Source organism: Bradyrhizobium zhanjiangense, from assembly GCF_004114935.1.
GTDB lineage: Bacteria > Pseudomonadota > Alphaproteobacteria > Rhizobiales > Xanthobacteraceae > Bradyrhizobium > Bradyrhizobium zhanjiangense.
Map to the genome: position 1 here is coordinate 157,548 of NZ_CP022221.1, position 19,776 is coordinate 177,323.

The 19,776-nt window shown below is 64.2% G+C and carries 14 protein-coding genes and 1 tRNA gene; all 15 read left to right on the plus strand.

Going from position 1 to position 19,776, the window contains the following annotated elements; translation table 11 throughout:
* Positions 1 to 147: 147 nt before the first annotated feature.
* The 15 genes from XH85_RS00745 (at position 148) to XH85_RS00815 (ending at position 19,655) form a co-directional block, all read left to right on the plus strand.
* Entirely contained in the window at positions 148 to 1,113 is a 966-nt protein-coding gene (locus XH85_RS00745; RefSeq protein ID WP_128930325.1) for a sensor histidine kinase, read from the plus strand.
* 325 nt (positions 1,114 to 1,438) lie between these two features.
* Positions 1,439 to 3,172, plus strand: a complete 1,734-nt coding sequence (locus XH85_RS00750) for a putative bifunctional diguanylate cyclase/phosphodiesterase (protein ID WP_164940905.1) — start codon at positions 1,439 to 1,441, stop codon at positions 3,170 to 3,172.
* 248 nt (positions 3,173 to 3,420) lie between these two features.
* Positions 3,421 to 4,857: a sigma-54 interaction domain-containing protein gene (locus tag XH85_RS00755; protein WP_128930327.1), complete on the plus strand. Its 1,437-nt coding sequence runs from the start codon at positions 3,421 to 3,423 to the stop codon at positions 4,855 to 4,857.
* A gap of 195 nt (positions 4,858 to 5,052) precedes the next feature.
* Positions 5,053 to 6,363 (plus strand): MFS transporter, encoded by a 1,311-nt coding sequence (locus XH85_RS00760; protein ID WP_245473482.1) that lies wholly within the window; start codon positions 5,053 to 5,055, stop codon positions 6,361 to 6,363.
* A gap of 107 nt (positions 6,364 to 6,470) precedes the next feature.
* On the plus strand, positions 6,471 to 8,507 hold the full coding sequence (locus XH85_RS00765; protein WP_128930329.1) for an acyl CoA:acetate/3-ketoacid CoA transferase: 2,037 nt from the start codon (positions 6,471 to 6,473) through the stop codon (positions 8,505 to 8,507).
* 106 nt (positions 8,508 to 8,613) lie between these two features.
* Positions 8,614 to 9,798, plus strand: a complete 1,185-nt coding sequence (locus XH85_RS00770; protein WP_128930330.1) for a substrate-binding domain-containing protein — start codon at positions 8,614 to 8,616, stop codon at positions 9,796 to 9,798.
* 180 nt (positions 9,799 to 9,978) lie between these two features.
* Complete coding sequence (locus XH85_RS00775) at positions 9,979 to 10,755, plus strand: ABC transporter ATP-binding protein (protein WP_128930331.1); 777 nt, start codon at positions 9,979 to 9,981, stop codon at positions 10,753 to 10,755.
* The gene (locus XH85_RS00780) at positions 10,752 to 11,474 is read left to right on the plus strand and encodes an ABC transporter ATP-binding protein (protein WP_128930332.1); all 723 of its coding nucleotides are present in this window, start codon (positions 10,752 to 10,754) and stop codon (positions 11,472 to 11,474) included. The genes XH85_RS00775 and XH85_RS00780 overlap by 4 nt, the downstream gene beginning before the upstream one ends.
* Positions 11,471 to 12,481 carry a branched-chain amino acid ABC transporter permease gene (locus XH85_RS00785; RefSeq protein ID WP_128930333.1) on the plus strand — a complete coding sequence of 337 codons (1,011 nt, stop codon included), beginning with the start codon at positions 11,471 to 11,473 and terminating at the stop codon, positions 12,479 to 12,481. The genes XH85_RS00780 and XH85_RS00785 overlap by 4 nt, the downstream gene beginning before the upstream one ends.
* Entirely contained in the window at positions 12,478 to 13,563 is a 1,086-nt protein-coding gene (locus XH85_RS00790; protein WP_208758079.1) for a branched-chain amino acid ABC transporter permease, read from the plus strand. The genes XH85_RS00785 and XH85_RS00790 overlap by 4 nt, the downstream gene beginning before the upstream one ends.
* Positions 13,564 to 13,732: 169 nt before the next feature.
* A complete protein-coding gene (locus XH85_RS00795; RefSeq protein ID WP_164940267.1) occupies positions 13,733 to 16,822 on the plus strand; it encodes a bifunctional diguanylate cyclase/phosphodiesterase in 3,090 nt (1,029 codons plus the stop codon).
* Entirely contained in the window at positions 16,822 to 17,877 is a 1,056-nt protein-coding gene (locus tag XH85_RS00800; RefSeq protein ID WP_128930336.1) for a sensor domain-containing diguanylate cyclase, read from the plus strand. Before XH85_RS00795 ends, XH85_RS00800 begins: the two co-directional genes overlap by 1 nt.
* A gap of 162 nt (positions 17,878 to 18,039) precedes the next feature.
* A tRNA-Arg gene (locus XH85_RS00805) sits at positions 18,040 to 18,116 on the plus strand.
* A gap of 329 nt (positions 18,117 to 18,445) precedes the next feature.
* The gene (locus tag XH85_RS00810; protein WP_276486213.1) at positions 18,446 to 18,613 is read left to right on the plus strand and encodes a DUF305 domain-containing protein; all 168 of its coding nucleotides are present in this window, start codon (positions 18,446 to 18,448) and stop codon (positions 18,611 to 18,613) included.
* Positions 18,614 to 18,821: 208 nt separating this feature from the next.
* Positions 18,822 to 19,655 (plus strand): alpha/beta fold hydrolase, encoded by an 834-nt coding sequence (locus tag XH85_RS00815; protein WP_128930338.1) that lies wholly within the window; start codon positions 18,822 to 18,824, stop codon positions 19,653 to 19,655.
* Positions 19,656 to 19,776: the final 121 nt, after the last annotated feature.

Sequence of the window (19,776 nt, forward strand, 5' to 3'; positions counted from 1 at the left end):
AGATGGCGGACACTGACAGATGACGGCGCCGCGACGGTCACTATTCCCGCCGGCCCGCGGCAAGGCAAGCTTTGCTTGCGCGTCCGACATGCGTAACATTCGCAACCATGGCTCGACTTTCGAACGGGCATCGCGACCGGGCGGGGCATGGGGAAGCTGATCGACGAGTTCCGCAAAGGCTGGCAGGGCGTGGCACCGCCATCGCTCGCTCTGAGCATCGCCTTTGCGGCCGCCTGCTTGCTGATTGCGACGGCGGCGCGCTGGGGTCTCGCGCAGGTCCGGCCCGACGTCTACTTCACCCCGTATTTCCCGGCCGTGTTCTTTGCCGCCGCGTTCGGCGGCTTCCGGATCGGCGTCGTGACGGCACTCGTCGGCGGCGTGCTCGGCGTCGTCGTCAATTTCAGCGATGCCTTTGCCGATCACGCGCGATTTGCCTTGCTGGCGCTTTACTGGGCCGTGAGCGCGCTGACGATCTGGGGTGTCGAGCATTATCGCTCGCTGCTGATCGAACAGCGCCGGATTTCCAAGCGCCTGATCGAGGAAGAAGACTATCGCAAGCTGCTGGTCGACGAGCTCCAGCACCGGCTGAAGAACAAGCTGTCGACGGTGCACGCCGTGCTGCACCAGGTGCTGCACGACCAGCCGCAAGTCTGGGCCCGCATCGATCCGAGGCTGCGGTCGTTGGCCACGACCGACGATTTGATCTCGCGGATCGACAAGGCGGGCTGCGACATCCGCGATCTCCTGATCGCGGAGCTCGGACCTTACGGCCACGTCCGCTTCACGCTCAATGGCGACCGGCTGTTCCTGCCGCCGAAGCTCGCGGTCACGCTGTCACTGATGTTTCACGAGCTCGCCACCAACGCGGGCAAATATGGTGCGTTCTCCGCGCCGCGCGGATTGTTGCAGGTGTCATGGACAGTCACCGGCGATCGCCTGACCATCACCTGGGACGAGACCGAGGGACCGAGCATCGGCGAGGTGTCGGCACCGGGCTTCGGCACCAAATTGCTGAAGTCGGCGCTAACCGCCTTCGACGGCAAGACCGAGCTCTCATTCTTGAAGACGGGCCTCCATTGCATCATGCAATGCCGTATCCCCAAGAGCGGTTGACGGACAACAAAGTTCGATCGATCGGTCACCTCTCCCTACGTCTCCCTACGGGAGAGGTGTCGACTACGGCTTGCACCGTTTCAACCGAACCTCATCGCGCGATGAAGTTCGATACAAGCGAAAGAGAACCGCGCGCTCCGCTCGCAGTTTGGCGGGGTTCATTGACCCTCTGTTAATGACGATCGACGTCGCGCGTCGGATCGTCGCAAGTTTCGTCCAAAACACCCCCGTATTTCTTCGGACCCCTTAACCAAACTTAAGAGGGAACCGCGCTAGATCGCGCCCATTGCAAAAGCGCGCTGAAACAACAAGATTCATGACTTCTATGAACGACAACGAATATTTTGGCGCGAGCGAAGCCGAGCTCGGATTTCTCAAGGAAATCGTTAGAATGCTGCCGGCCGGCCTCACCGTGCAGGACGCGCATGGCGAGCTTTTGCTGGTTAACGATGCCGCGGCTTCCCAGCTCGGCATGGACGGCAGCCGTCCCTCGCCCGATCTCGCGCCGCGTCGCGAAGCCTGCCGACAGGCGCTGAGCGCCGGCCAGGCAGTCGTCACCGAGGAAGCTCTTCACAACGGCGCCGCGCGCCAGGTGTTGCTCACGACCCATCGTCCCGTCCGCCTCGCCGGACGCCAGCTCCTGATCTCGGCATCCTCCGACATCACCGAGCAGAAGAATTTCGAGGACCAGCTGTTCCGATCGGCCTATTTCGACGAGCTGACCGGACTGCCCTCGCGGCGCGTGATCGAGCATCGCGCCAACGGCCTGCTCGCACGCGATAGCGACGAGCGTTTCGCGCTGGCCTTTCTCGACGTCGACAATTTCAAGCACATCAACGACTATTACGGCCACGCTGTCGGCGATGCGCTGCTGGTCGAGCTGTCGAAGCGACTCGGACGCGACTTGCGCGACTCCGACATGCTCTCGCGCATCTCCGGCGACGAATTCCTGCTGCTGCTGTCGCCGATCCAGAGCCAGGAAGAAGTCGCCGAATTCATGCAATCGACGCTGCAGCGGCTGACCGCGCCGTTCTTCATCGACCATTCGGAAATCTTCGCCTCCACCTCGGTCGGCATCAGCCTCTACCCCGATCACGGCAGCAGCTTCGAGACCCTGCGCCAGAACGCCGATATCGCGATGTACCGCATCAAGAACGACGGCAAGGGGTCGGCGGCCTTCTTCGATTCCAGCATGGAGCGCGAGGCGCTGGCGCGGATGAAGGTCGAGCAGTCGCTGCGGCTCGCGATCCTCGAGAAGCGCTTCTGCTGCGCCTTCCAATCCAAGGTCGACATCAGAACGCAAGCGGTGAAGGGTATCGAGGCCCTGGTGCGCCTGCGCGACGACGAAGGCGTGATCCAGGCGCCCGGCTCGTTCATCAACCTCGCCAGCGAGCTCGGGCTGATCGACGAGCTGACCCATCTCGTGCTGGCCGAGATCGTCAAGTCGATCGACCTGATCAACGAGACGTTCGGCGCGGAAGCGACCATCAGCATCAACGTCGCCGCCAAGCAGGCCGGCAACCCCGAATTCATGCGCAGCTTCGCGCAGGCGCTGGACGACACCGGTTTTCCGCAGCGTTTCATGATCGAGCTGACGGAAGACGCCTTCGTCGCCAAGAATCATTTCCAGGACGAGATCCTGCCGATGTTCCGCAAGCTCGGCGTCGGCATCTCGATCGACGATTTCGGTACCGGCTATTCCTCGCTCTCGGCGCTCGCCGACATCACCGCCGACGAGATCAAGATCGACCGCTCCTTCATCACCGACATCCATAAGCGTCCGCGCAGCCAGGGCATTCTGCGCGCGATCGAATCCTTGAGCGAAGCGCTCGGCATGACCGTGATTGCCGAGGGCCTCGAATCCTACGAGGAGCTCGCCTATCTCCAGGCCGCGACCAAGATCCGCTACGCTCAGGGCTATTACTTCTCCCGGCCGATCTTCCTGGAGGAGCTGAAGTTGGCAACGTCGGTGGCCAGCGAAGCGCGGGTCAACGTGGCAAGCCGCCCGATGCAGCAGAACCGCCAGGGCTATTCGCGGGCGAGCGGGTATCGCCGGTAGGGGTGCGACGGCAACACCCTCAATGTCGTCCTGGCGAAAGCCAGAACCCATTACCCCGGGAAGGGGTTGTGGCGCGAGCTGGTAACCACGACCACCTTTTGGGGTAATGGGTCCTGGATCTGCACTCCGCTTCGCTGCGCTTGTCCAGGACGACGCCGGGAATGGACGACCCGGCAAGCAACCCAATTCCCGCTTTGAAATTACTGGCCTTTTGATAATACACAGCCAGACTTCCCGCGAGGTACGTCATGCCCGCCTCCTCCATCAGCGACCCCGCCTATCTTCGTGCGCGCGCGATGGAGACGCTGTTCGAGCGGCTGGAAAAGCTCTGCGAGGGCGCGATCGCGATCGACCGGGGCGGGCGGGTCGTCTACGTCAACGAGAAATACCTCACAGCACTCGGCCTCAAGCGGACCTCTGAGGCGATCGGCCGTCCGATCGAGGAGGTCATTCCGAACAGCCTGATGCGGAAGGTGGCCGAGACCGGCGAGCCGATCCTGCTCGACATCATGGAGCTCGGCGGCGAGCAACTGGTCGTCACCCGCATGCCGATCGAGGACGAGAACGGCAAGGTGATCGGCGCGATCGGCTTCGTGCTTTATGATCACCTCGAAAGCCTGAAACCCCTGCTCGCCCGCGTCGCCCAGCTCAAGAGCGATCTGCGGCTGGCGCGGCGGCAATTGTCCAACGCCCGCGCGGCGCGCTTCACCTTCGCCGACTTCGTCGGCACGACGCCGGCCATTGCACAGGCCAAGGAGCTGGCAAGCCGCGCCGCGCGGCAGAGCGTCACGGTGCTGCTCACCGGCGAGACCGGAACGGGCAAGGAGATGCTGGCGCAGGCGATTCACAACGCCTCGTCGCGGGCCGAGAAGCCGTTCGTCAGCGTCAATGTCGCCGCGATTCCCGACACGCTGATCGAGTCGGAATTCTTCGGCACCGCGCCGGGCGCCTATACCGGCGCCGACCGCAGGGGGCGCGAGGGCAAATTCCGGATTGCCGACGGCGGCACGCTGTTCCTCGACGAGATCGGGGAGATGCCGCTGCAATTGCAGGCCAAGCTGCTGCGCGTGCTGCAGGAGCGCGAGATCGAGCCGCTCGGCTCGGACAAGATTTCCAGGGTCGACGTGCGCGTGGTCGCCGCGACCAATGTGGATCTGCGCAAGCGCGTCAGCGAGGGCACGTTCCGCCCCGATCTTTACTATCGCCTCAACGTGCTCTCGATCGACCTGCCGCCGCTGCGCCGGTGCCTGGATGATCTTCCCGATATCTGCACCCGGCTGCTCGAGGACATCAGCGCGTCCGGCGACTATGTCAGCGCCCGGATCACGCCGAGCGCGCTCGCCGCACTGGCGCGCTATGACTGGCCGGGCAACGTGCGCGAGCTGCGCAACATCCTGGAGCGGGCGCTGATCCTCAGCGATTCCGGGCGGCTGACCGGCGAGGATTTCGTTCGCATCCTTCCCGTCGGTGCCGAGGTCAGGCTAGCTGCGCCCGAACGCCCGGCCGGAACGGTCGTGCCCTATGCCGAAGCCGAGGCCGAGTTCGAGAAGCACACGCTCGAACAGGCGCTCGCCGCCAGCAACGGCCAGATCTCCGAGGCCGCCAGGATGCTGCGGATCTCACGCGCCACCTTCTACAAGAAGCTCGCCAAGTTCGGCCTCGCCGCGGGGCCGGCTTCCGTCTGAGTTTCGAGACACGGACTGTCCGGAGTCTCGGATTCCGGACAGCGCAGCTTGCCGCTCTGTCGCGAAGACCACACTGAAATTGCTGTGTTTTCGCCCATTTGCACCAATTGACGCCATCTGGCGCGGACCTTGCTCTTCGCTCTTGCACAATGACGCGTGCTGCACACGCGCATTCGCAACCAGGGAGGACGCAAGATGAGTGAAGCGATCTCGGTCCATCAGCTTCAGGCCAAACAGCCCTCGCACGTCACCGTCGCCACCGCGAGCCTGATCGGCACGGCCATCGAGTGGTACGACTTCTTCCTCTACGGCACTGCCGCGGCGCTGATCTTCAACAAGCTGTTCTTTCCGACCTTCGATCCGATGATGGGAACGCTGCTGGCGTTCGCGACCTACGCGCTCGGCTTCATCGCGCGCCCGCTCGGCGGCGTCGTATTCGGCCATTACGGCGACAAGATCGGCCGCAAGACCATGCTTTATCTGACGCTGCTGATCATGGGCGCCGCCACCGCGGCGATCGGCTTCCTGCCGACCTACGAGACCGCCGGCATCTGGGCTGCGATCCTGCTCGTCACCTGCCGCCTGATCCAGGGCTTTGGCTTAGGGGGTGAATGGGGCGGCGCGGTGCTGATGGCAGTCGAGCATGCGCCCGCGGACAAGAAGGGCTTCTACGGCAGCTGGCCGCAACTCGGCGCACCGCTCGGCCTCGTGCTCGGCACGCTGGTATTCTCGGTGGTGTCTTCGATGCTGACCGACGCGCAGCTCTATGCCTGGGGCTGGCGCATCCCGTTCCTGTTCTCGATCGCGCTGGTGCTGGTCGGCCTGTGGATCCGCTTCACCATCGCGGAATCGCCGGAGTTCCAGAAGGTCAAGGATACCAAGCAAGAAGTGAAGATGCCGATCGTCGACGCGATCCGGATGTATCCCAAGAACATCCTGCTCGCGATGGGCGCGCGCTTTGCCGAGAACGGCTTCTTCTATATCTACGCGACTTTCGTGCTCGCTTATGCCACGCAATCGCTCGGCATGAACAAGCAGGACATGCTCAACGGCGTCTTGATCGGCGCGGCGATCGAGACCTTCACCATTCCGGCCTTCGGCGCGCTCTCCGACCGCGTCGGACGGCGGCCGATCTACATCTTCGGCGCGATCTTTTCTGCGCTGATGTCGTTCCCGCTGTTCATGCTGCTGGCGACCAAGAACCCGCAATATGCCTGGATCGCGATCGTGCTGGGCCTCGCCGTCGGGCACGCCGCGATGTACGGCCCGCAGGCAAGCTTCCTGTCGGAGCTGTTCGGCACCAAGGTGCGCTATAGCGGCGTCTCGCTCGGCTACAACCTCGCCTCGATCTTCGCCGGCGCGCTGTCGCCGCTGATCGCGACGGGATTGATGACGGCGTATGCGCCAGCGACCTGGCCGATCTCGCTCTACATGATCGCGCTGGCGCTCATCACTGTCGTGTCGGTCTACTTTGCCACCGAAACGCGCAAGATAGTTCAGGGCTGATTGTCCCATCAGGCCTTCCGGCGCGAGGAGCAGCCTGTTCCAGGGCGGCTTCTCGCGATAGGATCAGGCACCAACGGCATGCGGTCGAAACGATCGGGAGGAACGCCGTGAGCCAGCACCCAGCTCTGCCTTACCTGCGCAATTCCGAGAAGGGCAAGGTCGTCACCGCGGCCGAGGCGGTCATGCTGATCCGCGACGGCGATACGGTGGCGACCGGCGGCTTCGTCGGCATCGGCTTTGCCGAGGAGATCGCCATCGCACTGGAGGAGCTCTATCTCTCCAACGAGGGTGATGCGCCCTACACGCAGGGCAAGCCGCGCAATTTGACGCTGGTCTATGCGGCCGGCCAAGGCGACGGCAAGCAGCGCGGCCTCAATCATTTCGCGCATGAGGGCCTGGTGCGCCGCGTGATCGGTGGGCACTGGGGCCTTGCGCCGAAGCTGCAGCAGCTCGCGATCGCGAACCAGATCGAGGCCTATAACCTGCCGCAGGGCGTCATCACCCATCTGTTCCGCGACATCGCGGCGCGGCGGCCCGGCCACATCACCCGCGTCGGCATGGGCACCTTCGTCGATCCCCGGCACGGCGGCGGCAAGCTGAATGCGCGCACCACCGAGGACATGGTGGAGCTGATCACGCTGCGCGGCGAGGACTGCCTGCTCTACAGGACGTTTCCGATCAATGTCGGAATCATCCGCGCCACCACCGGCGATCCCGACGGCAACCTCACCATGGAGAAGGAGGCGCTGACGCTGGAAGCGCTCGCCATCGCCATGGCCGCGCATAATTCGGGCGGCATCGTCATCGCCCAGGTCGAGCGCGTCGCCGAAGCCGGCAGCCTCAATCCGCGCCAAGTGAAGATTCCCGGCATTCTCGTTGACTGCGTAGTCGTGGCAAAGCCGGAGAACCATTGGCAGACCTTCGGCACGCCATACAATCCGGCGTTCTCGAGCGAGATCCGCGTCCGCGCCGCCTCGCTGCCGGTGATGCCGGTCAGCGAGCGCAAGATCATCGCCCGCCGGGCCGCTCTCGAATTGAAGGCCAACAGCGTCGTCAATCTCGGCATCGGCATGCCCGAGGGGATCGCCTCGGTCGCCAACGAGGAGCGGATCATCGATCTGATCACGCTGACGGCGGAGCCGGGCGTGATCGGCGGCATCCCGGCGAGCGGCATCGATTTCGGCGCGGCGATCAATACACAGGCGGTGATCGACCAGCCCTATCAGTTCGATTTCTACGACGGCGGCGGCTTGGATGCCGCCTTCCTGGGCCTCGCCCAGGTTGACCGCGCCGGCAACCTCAATGTCAGCAAGTTCGGGCCGAAACTTGCGGGTGCCGGCGGCTTCATCAATATCAGCCAGAATGCCAAGGAGGTCATCTTCGTCGGCACCTTCGGCGCGGGCAAGCAGCGCATCGCGGTGAATGAGGGCAAGCTCGTCATCCTTGACGAGGCCAAGTCGCGCAAGTTCGTCGATAGCGTCGAGCACGTCACCTTCAGCGGTCCGTTTGCCGCCGCGCGCAAGCAGCGCACGCTGTACGTCACCGAGCGCTGCGTGTTCGAGCTGAGGCCTGACGGCCTCGAGCTGACGGAAGTTGCGCTCGGCATCGACATCGAGCGCGACATCCTGCGCCTGATGGATTTCAAGCCGCTGATCCCGCGCGATCCTGTTCTGATGGACGACCGCATCTTCCGCGAAGATCTCATGGATCTACGCGAGCGCCTGCTCACCATCCCGCTCGACCAGCGCTTCACGCTGGACGAGCAGCAGAACCTGTTCTTCGTCAATCTGGAGCGCTACCCGCTGCGCAGCAAGGCCGAGATCGACACCATCGCCACCATCGTCGAGGCGAGGCTCGCCCCGCTCGGGCGCCGCGTCTACGCCATCGTCAATTATGACAATTTTTCCATCCTGCCGGAGCTGATGGACGATTATTCGGCCATGGTCCGCAGTCTCGTCGATCGCTTCTATTCCGGCGTATCGCGCTACACCACGTCGGGCTTCCTGCGCATCAAGCTCGGCGAAGCCCTGGAGAAGCGCGGCGTTGCGCCGCATATCTTCGAGAGTGCGGACGAAGCGCAGTCCGATCGGCGGCAGGTCGAAGGCGCCGGCGTTGCGCGCGCCATGCAGCAGGCCCAAAAATGATGCATGCTGGCAAAGCCAAATCCGCTTCGCCGGAAGGTTCAATTGCAATGTTCGTAGTGTTGTGCAAATCGCTGTTGCCAGAAGCTTTAAATCAGGAGGGACCATCGTGCGTCGATCACTCATCATAACAACAACCATCCTCGCGCTCGCCGCGGGCGCATCCGCACGGGCCGACGATCTCAAGATCGCGCTGATCTACGGCAAGACCGGTCCGCTCGAGGCCTATGCCAAGCAGACTGAGACCGGCCTGAAAATGGGCTTTGAATACGCCACCAAGGGCACCATGACGCTCGACGGCCGCAAGATCGTCGTCATCACCAAGGACGACCAGGGCAAGCCGGACCTTGCGAAGGCGGCGCTCGCGGAAGCCTATCAGGACGACAAGGCCGACATCGCGATCGGCACGACCTCGTCGGCCGCCGCGCTCGCCATTCTCCCCGTCGCCGAGGAGAACAAGAAGATCCTGATCGTCGAGCCCGCGGTCGCGGATCAGATTACCGGCGAGAAGTGGAATCGCTACATCTTCCGCACGGCGCGCAACTCCTCGCAGGACGCGATCTCCAACGCGGTCGCGATCGGCAAGCAGGGCGTCACCGTGGCGACGCTGGCGCAGGACTACGCCTTCGGCCGCGACGGCGTCGCCGCCTTCAAGGAGGCGCTTGCCAAGACCGGCGCGACCCTCGCCGCCGAGGAATATGCTCCGACCAACACAACGGACTTCACCGCCGTCGGCCAACGCCTGTTCGACGCGCTGAAGGACAAGCCGGGCCGCAAGGTGGTCTGGGTGATCTGGGCCGGCGCCGGGAATCCGCTGGCCAAGCTCCAGGACATGGATCCGAAACGCTACGGCATCGAGCTATCCACCGGCGGCAACATCCTGCCGGCGCTCGCGGCCTATAAGGGCCTGCCCGGCATGGAAGGCGCGACGTACTATTTCTATGCGATCCCGAAGAACCCGGTGAACGACTGGTTGGTCGCCGAGCACCAGAAGCGCTTCAACGCGCCGCCGGACTTCTTCACCGCGGGCGGCTTTGCCGCCGCGATGTCCGTCGTCGCCGCCGTCACCAAGGCGAAGTCGACCGACACCGAGAAGCTGATCACGGCGATGGAGGGCCTGGAGTTCGATACGCCGAAGGGCAAGATGGTGTTCCGCAAAGAGGACCATCAGGCGCTGCAGAGCATGTATCACTTCAAGGTCAAGGTCGATCCGAACGTCGCCTGGGCCGTGCTCGAGCCGGTGCGCGAGCTGAAGATCGAGGACATGGACGTGCCGGTTCGCAACAAGCGGTGAGTGTGGTGCTCACCTCTCCCGCTTGCGGGAGAGGTCGGCGCGTAGCGCCGGGTGAGGGCTTTCTCTTCTCGGGGGTTCTCGCCTGCGGCGACACCCTCTCCCTACCCTCCCCCGCAAGCGGGAGAGGGAGCGCAGCGTGATCGCGGATATATCTCCGTTCCCATCATTCGCCGGACTCCAATGCCGCTAACCCTCGAAACCCGCGACCTCACCATCCGCTTTGGCGGCCATGTCGCGGTCAACAACGTCACCTGCACGTTCCGCCCGGGCGAGCTCACCGCCATCGTCGGGCCGAACGGCGCCGGCAAGACCACCTATTTCAATTTGATCTCGGGTCAGCTGCGCGCATCCAGCGGCAGCATCCTGTTCGACGGCACCGACATCACCGGGCAGTCCGCGCCGATGCGCACGCGCGCAGGCCTCGGGCGCGCATTCCAGCTCACGAACCTTTTCCCGAACCTCACCGTGGAGGAGAACGTCCGCCTCGCGGTGCAAGCGGCGAACGGCACCCATTACGACATGCTGCGGCCCTGGATGGTCCGCCGCGACCTGATCGCGCGTGCCGACGCCATCCTCGACCAGGTCGCACTCGGCAGTCGGCGCGGCGTCGCCGCGACCGCGCTGTCGCATGGCGACCAGCGCAAGCTCGAGGTCGCGCTGATGATCGCGCTGGAGCCTGATGTCTTCATGTTCGACGAGCCAACCGCCGGCATGAGCATCGACGAGGTGCCTGTCGTTCTCAACCTAATCGCCCAGCTCAAGCAGGACCGGAGCAAGATCATCCTGCTCGTCGAGCACAAGATGGACGTGGTGCGCTCGCTCGCCGACCGCATCATCGTGCTGCATAACGGCCAGCTGGTTGCGGACGGCCCGCCTGCCGAAGTGATCGCCTCGCCGATCGTGCAGGAGGCCTATCTCGGCGTAGCACCCAAGACGGCTGCAGGGAGTGCAGCATGACCGACCTTTTGAAACTCTCCGGCGTGCACACTCATATCGGCCGCTATCACATCCTCCAGGGCATCGATCTCGCAGTTCCGCAGGGGCAGACCACGATGCTGCTCGGCCGCAACGGCGCCGGCAAGACCACGACGCTGCGCACCATCATGGGCCTCTGGCAGGCCTCGCACGGCGAGATCAGCCTCGCCGGCGAGCGCATCGAGAACCGCGCCACGCCGGACATCGCGCGGCTCGGCGTCGGTTACGTGCCGGAGAGCATGGCGGTGTTCTCCGATCTCACGGTGAAGGAGAATTTGGTGCTGGCGGCGCGCGACGGGCCGCTGGACGATGCCCAGCTCGACTGGATTTTTGGCTTCTTCCCCGCGCTGCGCCGGTTCTGGCTGTCGCGTGCGGGGAGCCTCTCGGGCGGGCAGAAGCAGATGTTGTCCATCGCGCGCGCCATCATCGAGCCGCGCAAGCTGCTTTTGATCGACGAGCCGACCAAGGGCCTCGCGCCCGCCATCGTGATGGCGCTGATCGAGTGCCTGAAGGAGATCAAGCGCGAGGGCGCGACCATCCTTCTGGTCGAGCAGAATTTCTTTGCCGCCCGCGAGCTCGGCGACAACGTGCTGGTGATGGACAACGGCACCATCGTCCATCGCGGCGGGATGGCGGCGCTGGCCGCCGACGTGCCGCTGCAAGAGCGACTGCTCGGCCTGAGCCTGGAGGCGCATCAGTGACTGAACTCGCCGCAACCGATCCGCTGCCGAAGCCGAAGCGCGACATCGCGCCGATCCTGCTGCCGGTCGCGCTCGCGCTTCTCATGATCCCGCTGATCGGCTCGACCAGCTCGTGGCTGACGCTGACCGCCGCGAGCCTCGCCATGGGCATGATGATCTTCATCATGGCGTCCGGTCTGACCCTGGTGTTCGGCCTGATGGACGTGCTCAATTTCGGCCACGGCGCCTTCATCGCGGTCGGCGCCTATGTCGCGACCCTGGTGCTGGCGCCGTTTGCGGCCTCGATCCAAGCCGATTCGCTGTGGGTGAACCTCGCGGTGCTGGCACCGGCAGCGCTGCTGTCGATGGCAGTATCAGGCGCGCTCGGCCTGATCGTCGAGCGCGTGCTGATCCTGCCCGTTTACGGCCAGCATCTGAAGCAGATCCTGATGACGACGGGCGGCCTGATCGTCGCCGAGCAGACGCTGTATGCGCTGTGGGGACCGCAGATCATCCCGATGCCGCTGCCCACTTCGCTGCGCGGGTCCTTCATCCTCGGCGACGTCGCAATTGCAAAGTACCGCGTGCTGGCGATGCTGATTGGCCTTGCCATCTTCATCGCGATCCAGCTCGTGCTTAATCGCAGCAAGCTTGGCCTCCTGATCCGCGCCGGCGTCGAGAACCGCGAGATGGTGGAGGCGCTCGGCTATCGCATCCGCCGCCTGTTCCTCGGCGTGTTCATGACGGGATCGGCGCTCGCGGGCCTCGGCGGCGTGATGTGGGCGCTCTATCGCGAGCAGGTTCACGCCTCCATGAGCGACGACCTCACCGTGCTGATCTTCATCGTCGTCATCATCGGCGGGCTCGGGTCGATCGGCGGCTGCTTCATCGGCGCCATCCTCGTGGCCATGGTTGCCAATTACGGCGGCTTCCTCGTGCCGAAGCTCGCTCTCGTCTCCAACATCCTGCTGATGGTCGCCATTCTGATGTGGCGGCCGCGCGGCCTCTATGCGGTGACCAGCCGATGATGATTCTCTCCGGTGACCCGCCGCGCAGCCGTGTCCTCACGCTCGTTCTCGTGCTCATCATCCTGGCGCTGGCGGCGACGCCGTTCCTGTTCCCAGGCGCCAAGGCGCTGAACGTCGCGGCCAAGATCTGCGTCTTCGCCGCCCTGGTCGCGTCCTACGACCTGTTGCTCGGCTATACCGGCTCGGTGTCGTTCGCCCACACCATGTTCTACGGCATCGGCAGCTACGCGATCGCGATCGCGCTGTACGGGATGGGCCCGAACTGGGCGGCGGTCGCAACCGGCATCGTCATTGGCCTGCCGCTCGCAGCTCTGCTCGCGCTTGCGATCGGGCTGTTCTCGCTGCGGGTCGCCGCGATCTTCTTTGCCATGATCACGCTCGCGGTCGCCTCCGCCTTCCAGGTGCTGGCCTCGCAGCTCTCCTGGCTGACCGGCGGCGAGGACGGGCGCAGCTTTCAGCTGCCCGAGCTACTGCGGCCCGGCACGGTGCTGGTCTCCAAGAGCCTGTTCGGCTTCGAGATCAACGGCCGCATCCTGACCTTCTATCTTGTGTTCGCCATCTCCGCCCTGATGATCCTGGCTCTGCTGCGGGTGGTGAACTCGCCGTTCGGGCGCGTGCTTCAGGCGATCCGCGAGAATCGTTTCCGCGCCGAGGCGCTCGGCTTCCGCACCGTCTTCCATTTGACCTACGCCAACTGCCTCGCGGCGCTGGTCGCCGCGAGCGCCGGCATCCTGAATGCGCTGTGGCTGCGCTATGCCGGGCCCGACACCTCGCTCAGCTTCTCGATCATGCTGGACATCCTGCTGATGGTCGTGATCGGCGGCATGGGCACGATCTACGGCGCGATCATCGGCGCCACCATCTTCATCCTCGCCCAGAACTATTTGCAGTCGCTGATGGGCGTCGCGTCCACGGCGGCATCGGAAGCCGGTCTGCCGCTGCTGCCGGGCCTGTTGCATCCCGACCGCTGGCTACTGTGGCTCGGGCTGCTGTTCATCGCCAGCGTCTACTTCTTTCCGACCGGCGTGGTCGGACGGCTGCGCAAGGCCGGCGGCGACAAGAACGCCGGCGCCTCGCATTAAGCGAAGATTAATGGTGCAGCGCGGCGGGTCGTTGCATGGGGATGCGATCTCGCAATGGGATTAAGGCCTAGGTAACTGGCTTTCCTAAGGTTTAGGCCATTTGTGTGGTGTATTCCTGCCCTTCCAGGGAGGGGGAATGCGTCACGTCTTGTCAGGGATCGCAGCCGGAATGTCCCTAGCCGCGAAGAACGGCTGGGAGGCAGCGCTTCGGCGCGGGCCGGTGCTGTGGTTGACCCTGTGCGGCGTGTTGCTGGTCGCGGGCATTTTCACCGTGACCGCCATGGCCATCGGCGAATTCCGCGAGCGGACCCTCGCCAACCGCGAGCGCGAGCTGGAAAACACGGTGCAGCTGATCGCGCGGCACTTCGATCAGCAATTTGAAGATTCCGACGTCGTCGCTGCCGATGTGATCGGGCAGATGAACCTGCCGGAGATCACCTCGCCCGCGATGTTTCGGGAGCGCATGTCCGGGCTCGCGACGAACCAGATGCTGCGCAGCAAGATCAGTTCGGCGTCCTATCTCGGCGACATCGCGATCTACGACGCCGACGGCGAGCTGATCAACTGGTCGCGGGCCCAGCCGCTGCCCAAGATCAACGTCTCCTCGCGCGCTTACTTCCAGACGTTCAAATCCGATCCGACGGCCGAGCCGGTCATCCTGGAATCCGTCCGCAGCTTCATCATCGACAAATGGACCACGATCGTCGCGCGCCGGCTGAACGGCGCCGACGGAGCCTTCCTCGGCGCGATGGTGCGGCGAATCGATCCGGACAGCTACCAGCTGTACTTCGCATCCGTCGCGCTTGCCGAGGGCACGGCGATCTCGCTGTTCGATCGCGAAGGCAAGATGCTGGCGCGCTATCCGCATCTCGAAGAGATGATCGGACGAAGCTTCAAGAATGCGCCGCTGATGCAGAAGGTGCTGGCCAAGGGCGGCCAGCACACGCTCCGCGTCAGGAGTCCGGTCGACGGCGAGGAGCGGCTCGGCTCGGCCGCGTCCCTGAATCATTTTCCCCTGGTCATCGTCGCGACCAATACCATGTCGGCTGCGCTCGCGGACTGGCGGCAGCAGACCGGCTTCCTGGTCGCTACGGCTGGCTTCTCGGCAGCCGTGATCGCGCTGATCCTCTATCTGATCATCCGACAGATCCACCGGCAGAACCGCGAGGCTCAGGAGCGAATCGAATTGGAGCGGCAGAGGCTGGACACCGCCCTCAACAACATGTCGCAGGGGCTGATCCTGTACGATGCCGCCGGTTACATCGTCATTTGCAACTGCCGCTACGCTGACATGTTCGGCCTCTCCCACGATGTCATCAAGCCCGGCTGTCACATCCGCGAGGCGATGTATCATCGCAAGGAGCGTGGCGCGTTCGACGGCAACGTCGAGGAATTTTGCACCGACGTCATGCGGATCGTCGCCGAAGGCACGGTCTCCACGAGAATTCATCAGCTCGCCAACGGCCGCGCCTTCCAAGTCATCAACACCCCGCTCGCGCAGGGCGGCTGGGTCGCCACGATTGAAGACATCACCGAGCGCCGTAACCTGGAGCAGGAGCGCGACCGCAACCACACCTTCCTGAGCGAGATCATCGACCACATCCCCTCGCAGATCACGGTGAAGGACGCGCGCACGCGGCAGTATCTGCTGATCAACGGCGTCGCCGAGCAGCAATTCGGCCAGTCACGCGAGGACGTCGTCGGCAAGACCGCCTTCGACATCTTCCCGACGCCGTCAGCGACGGTGGTGACCGAGGACGACAACAAGGCACTGCAATCTCTCAAGGGGCTCTTCAAGGACGAGCATCCCTGGCAGACCCAGGCCATGGGGCTGCGCTACATCACCTCGACCCGGATCGGCCTCCGCGACAAGGCCGGCGAGCCGCGCTATCTCATCCACGTCGTCGATGACGTCACCGAGCGGCGGCGCGCCCACGAGAAGATCGCGCATATGGCGCACTACGATGCGCTGACCGACCTGCCAAACCGCACCCTGTTCCGCGAGCAGATCGAACGCGAGCTGGCGAAGGTTGCCAGCGGCGGGCAGTTCGCGCTGCTTTACATCGACGTCGACGAATTCAAGGGCATCAACGATTCGCTCGGCCACCATGTCGGCGACGAGCTGTTGAAAGCGATCGCGGGCCGTCTGCGCGGCTGCCTCAAGCAGGACGACCTGATTGCGCGGCTCGGCGGCGACGAATTCGCGGTCATCCAGACCGGGATCCAGTCCTCCGCCGACGTGGTGTCGTTCGTGACGCGGATCTACGAAGCGATCCGGCAGCCCTATCACTGTCTCGGCCATCAGCTCTCCACCGACGCGAGCATCGGGATCGCGCTGGCGCCGCAGGACGGCTCCGATCTCGATCAGCTCATCAAGAATGCCGACCTTGCGATGTACGGCGCCAAGGCCGAAGGACGCCGCACCCACCGCTTCTTCGAGCCGGCGATGGACGCCTGCGCCAAGGCGCGCCTGGCCATGGAGCAGGATCTGCGCCAGGCCCTGGTCAACGGCGGCTTCGAGATTCAGTACCAACCGCTGGTCGATCTGCGCTCGGGCGAGGTCTCCGGCTGCGAGGCGTTGCTGCGCTGGCGCCATCCCGAGCGCGGCATGGTGTCGCCGGCGGAGTTCATTCCGGTCGCCGAAGACACCGGCCTGATCAACGAGCTCGGCGACTGGGTGCTGCGCATGGCCTGCAACGAGGCCGCGACCTGGCCTGCGCATGTCCGCGTTGCGGTCAATGTCTCGCCGGTGCAGCTCAAATGTGACACGCTGGCCTTGCGGATCGCCGGCGCGCTCGCCGCCTCCGGGCTCGACCCGCGCCGGCTCGAGCTCGAGATCACCGAGGCCGTGCTGATCCGCGACGACGAAGCGGCGCTCTCGATCCTGCACCAGCTTCGCGCCATCGGCGTGCGCATCGCGCTCGACGATTTCGGCACCGGCTACTCCTCGCTCAGCTATCTGAAGCGCTTCCCGTTCGACAAGATCAAGATCGACCGCTGCTTCGTCGCCGACATCGCGGAGACGAACGGCGCGCCGGTCATCGTGCAGGCCGTGGTCAACATCGCCGCCGCCAGCAGCATGACCACGGTCGCCGAGGGCGTGGAGACCGAGGCCCAGCGTGAGATGCTGCGCAACCTCGGCTGCACGGAGATGCAGGGTTATCTGTTCAGCGCGCCGAAGCCGGCCACCGAAGTGCGAAAGCTGTTCGGCACCGGCGATGGCTTGCCCGGAGTCTTGCCGGTGGCGGCGGTGGCCTGATGGCGAAGCCAGGGAAGACGCTGACCAAGACCGTCGATGTCGCCGATTCCTATGCCGTGCGGCTGATGCAGCATCTGGTGGTGCCGACCTTCGTGATCGACCCGAAGCGCCGCGTCGTGATCTGGAACAGAGCCTGCGAGCGGCTGACCGGCGTCACCGCCTCGGAGGTGATCGGCACCAATAAGCATTGGCAGGCCTTCTACGAGACCAAGCGCCCCTGCCTCGCCGACCTGGTTGCACTGGACCGCCCAGAGCAGCTTCCGGAGTACTATTCGGAATATGCCGCGCGCGGCCATAACGGCCTCGGCTTCAGCGCCGAGAACTGGTGCGTGATGCCGAAGCTCGGCAGCCAGCTCTATCTCGCCATCGACGCCGGCCCAATCCACGACGAGGCCGGCCAGCTGATCGCCGTGGTGGAGACGCTGCGCGACCTCACCGACCAGAAGCGCGCCGAGATGGCGCTGAAGGAGCTCGCCACCAAGGACGGGCTGACCGGCCTGTCGAACCGCCGCGCCTTCGACCAGATGCTGATGAGCGAATGGGCCCGCGCCCAGCGCACGCAGAAGCCGCTGGCGCTGTTGTTCGTCGACGTCGACCATTTCAAGCTGTTCAACGACCGGCACGGCCACCAGAGCGGCGACGAATGCCTGCGCGCGGTCGCCGCTGCCGTCAGCCGCCACGCCATGCGCCCGCTCGACCTCGCCGGCCGCTATGGCGGCGAGGAGTTCGCGCTGATCCTGCCGGACATGGATTGCGATACCGCCTGCGCCGTCGCCGAGGAGATCCGCTGCGCCGTCCTGGCCTTGCAGATCGCCCACGGCGCCATCGGCGCCAGCGAGCACGTCACCCTCAGCGTCGGCGTCGCAAGCCACATTCCCAGTGGTGCCGATGGCGGCCCCGACCGGCTGCTCGGCGCAGCCGACGAGGCGCTCTATGTGGCCAAACGGCTCGGCCGCAACCGCGTCATCTGCGCTGAACGGGTGCTGGCCGAGTTCGCCGCCCTCGGCCGGGAGGCCGCAGCGGTTCCGGCCCCTGTCCGACGCAAATCGGCCTAATGCCATTTCCGTTCCGATGGAATCGGAACGGGCTCTATATTCTTGTTTTGGCGCGTTTTCTTCACGCGAACCGGATCCACTTCGCTCGAAAGCGCTTCTCGCGCGAGCCGGTGAGAACCGGTTGCCCGCCCCTCACCAATCGGCTACATGAAGCCTCGACTAGCACCCGTAGCTCAGCTGGATAGAGCGTTGCCCTCCGAAGGCAAAGGTCACACGTTCGAATCGTGTCGGGTGCGCCAATAAATTCAATTGGTTAGGGGCCGTCCGGCCGTTCGATCTCTTCGCTTGCGTAAGCGATGGGTAAGCAAATCAATGGAATTAGGCTCTTTCGACGATCATCGAGTTTGATCTCCGCCTCCATCGTTGCATCGGTTAATCGCGATCCCAGCAGGCCACTACGAGATCAAAGCTACCACCATCACAGCGGCTATGAAGGCAAAGGCACTCGCCCACCTGTCGCAGAGCTTCCGCCGCGCCAGTCAAGAACCCAACCAATTGTCCGCGGCCCGATGAGTAGCCCAGCATCGAATGCACCGCGCGCGTGGTGCCGTAGTGCGCCGTTTCATGAATCCCCCAACACTCAGGCGCCGTACTCATGTGCCGCAAAGCCAATCTTACCGACGACCGCATCAAGGAGCTCTGCAGCAGCATCACCGAAAGCCAGCTTTCTGAGATTGCCCAGATGAAGGACTTGCTCAACAGCGAGCAGAAATCAGCGCAAAGCAGCTCGCGCTAATCTGCCCATCGGCCCGAGTTCCTTCGTCTTGTGCTCGGCGCGCTGAACCGTGGAACACATCGCGATGTCGATATGTTCTCTAAAGCGGAGTGGCAACCCGCTCCATGTTCCTTATCGAGGTTGTGCTCGCCCACATCAGAACTGACCTCGGCACTCTGGCCGCAGCGTTACCTGAATCGCGGTGACTCCTGGATTCGAAAGGACGGCAATGGCGCGATGGGATTTACGGGATCGGTTCTCATTTGAGGGACAGAGCATCGCCTGGGGCGTTGCGGGCGAGGGGCGGCCGGCCGTTGTCGTGCATGGCTCGCCCTTCTCCTCGCGTGAATGGCGTCGGATTGTGCCCTGGCTCGCTCGGCACCGACGCGTTTTCTACTACGATCTTTTGGGCTACGGCCAATCGGCCAAGCCAGATGCGGACGTCCTCCACGAAGCCCAGAACGGCCTGCTCGCCGCTCTCGCGCGTCACTGGCGCATCGACCGGCCAGACATTATTGCCCATGACTTCGGCGGTTCGGCCGCGCTGCGCGCGCATCTATTGGACGGCGTCGAGTACCGCAGCCTCATGCTGATCGATCCCGTCGCGATCAGCCCGCAAGGCTCGGTGCTCGTCCAGGCAGCGAAGGCGCACCCGGGTGTGTTCTCCGGGTTGCCAGCCTACGTTCACGAGGCGATTCTGCGCGCCTACATAGGCGCCGCGGTGAAGTACCGCCTGCGCGAGGAAGATATGCGGGCCTACATAGAGCCATGGCTTGGCGACGAGGGGCAGAATGCCTTCTGGCGGCAGATCGCACAGATGGACGACAAATATTCGCATGAGGTGGAAGGGCGGTACGGCGAGATCCGGTGCCCCGTCGCCATTCTGTGGGGCGAGGAGGACGAGTTCATTCCATTGGTGGATGGCAAGGAACTCGCCCGACGCATTCCGGACTCTTCGTTCACAGTCATTCCCGATGCGAAGCACCTCGTCCAGGAGGACGCACCGGAGGCGATCGTCGCCGCGGCCCTTGACTTTTGGGGCCGGCTGGACCCGAGGAGCTAACCGCATCGCTGCGAAAGCGCTTGTTTAAAGACCTGTTTGTTCTGAATCGCGTTCCTTGCGAGAGCGCATGCCGCAGGATGAAGTCAGCTTCGGGCACCTGCCGCATCGGCAAACGGCGCAC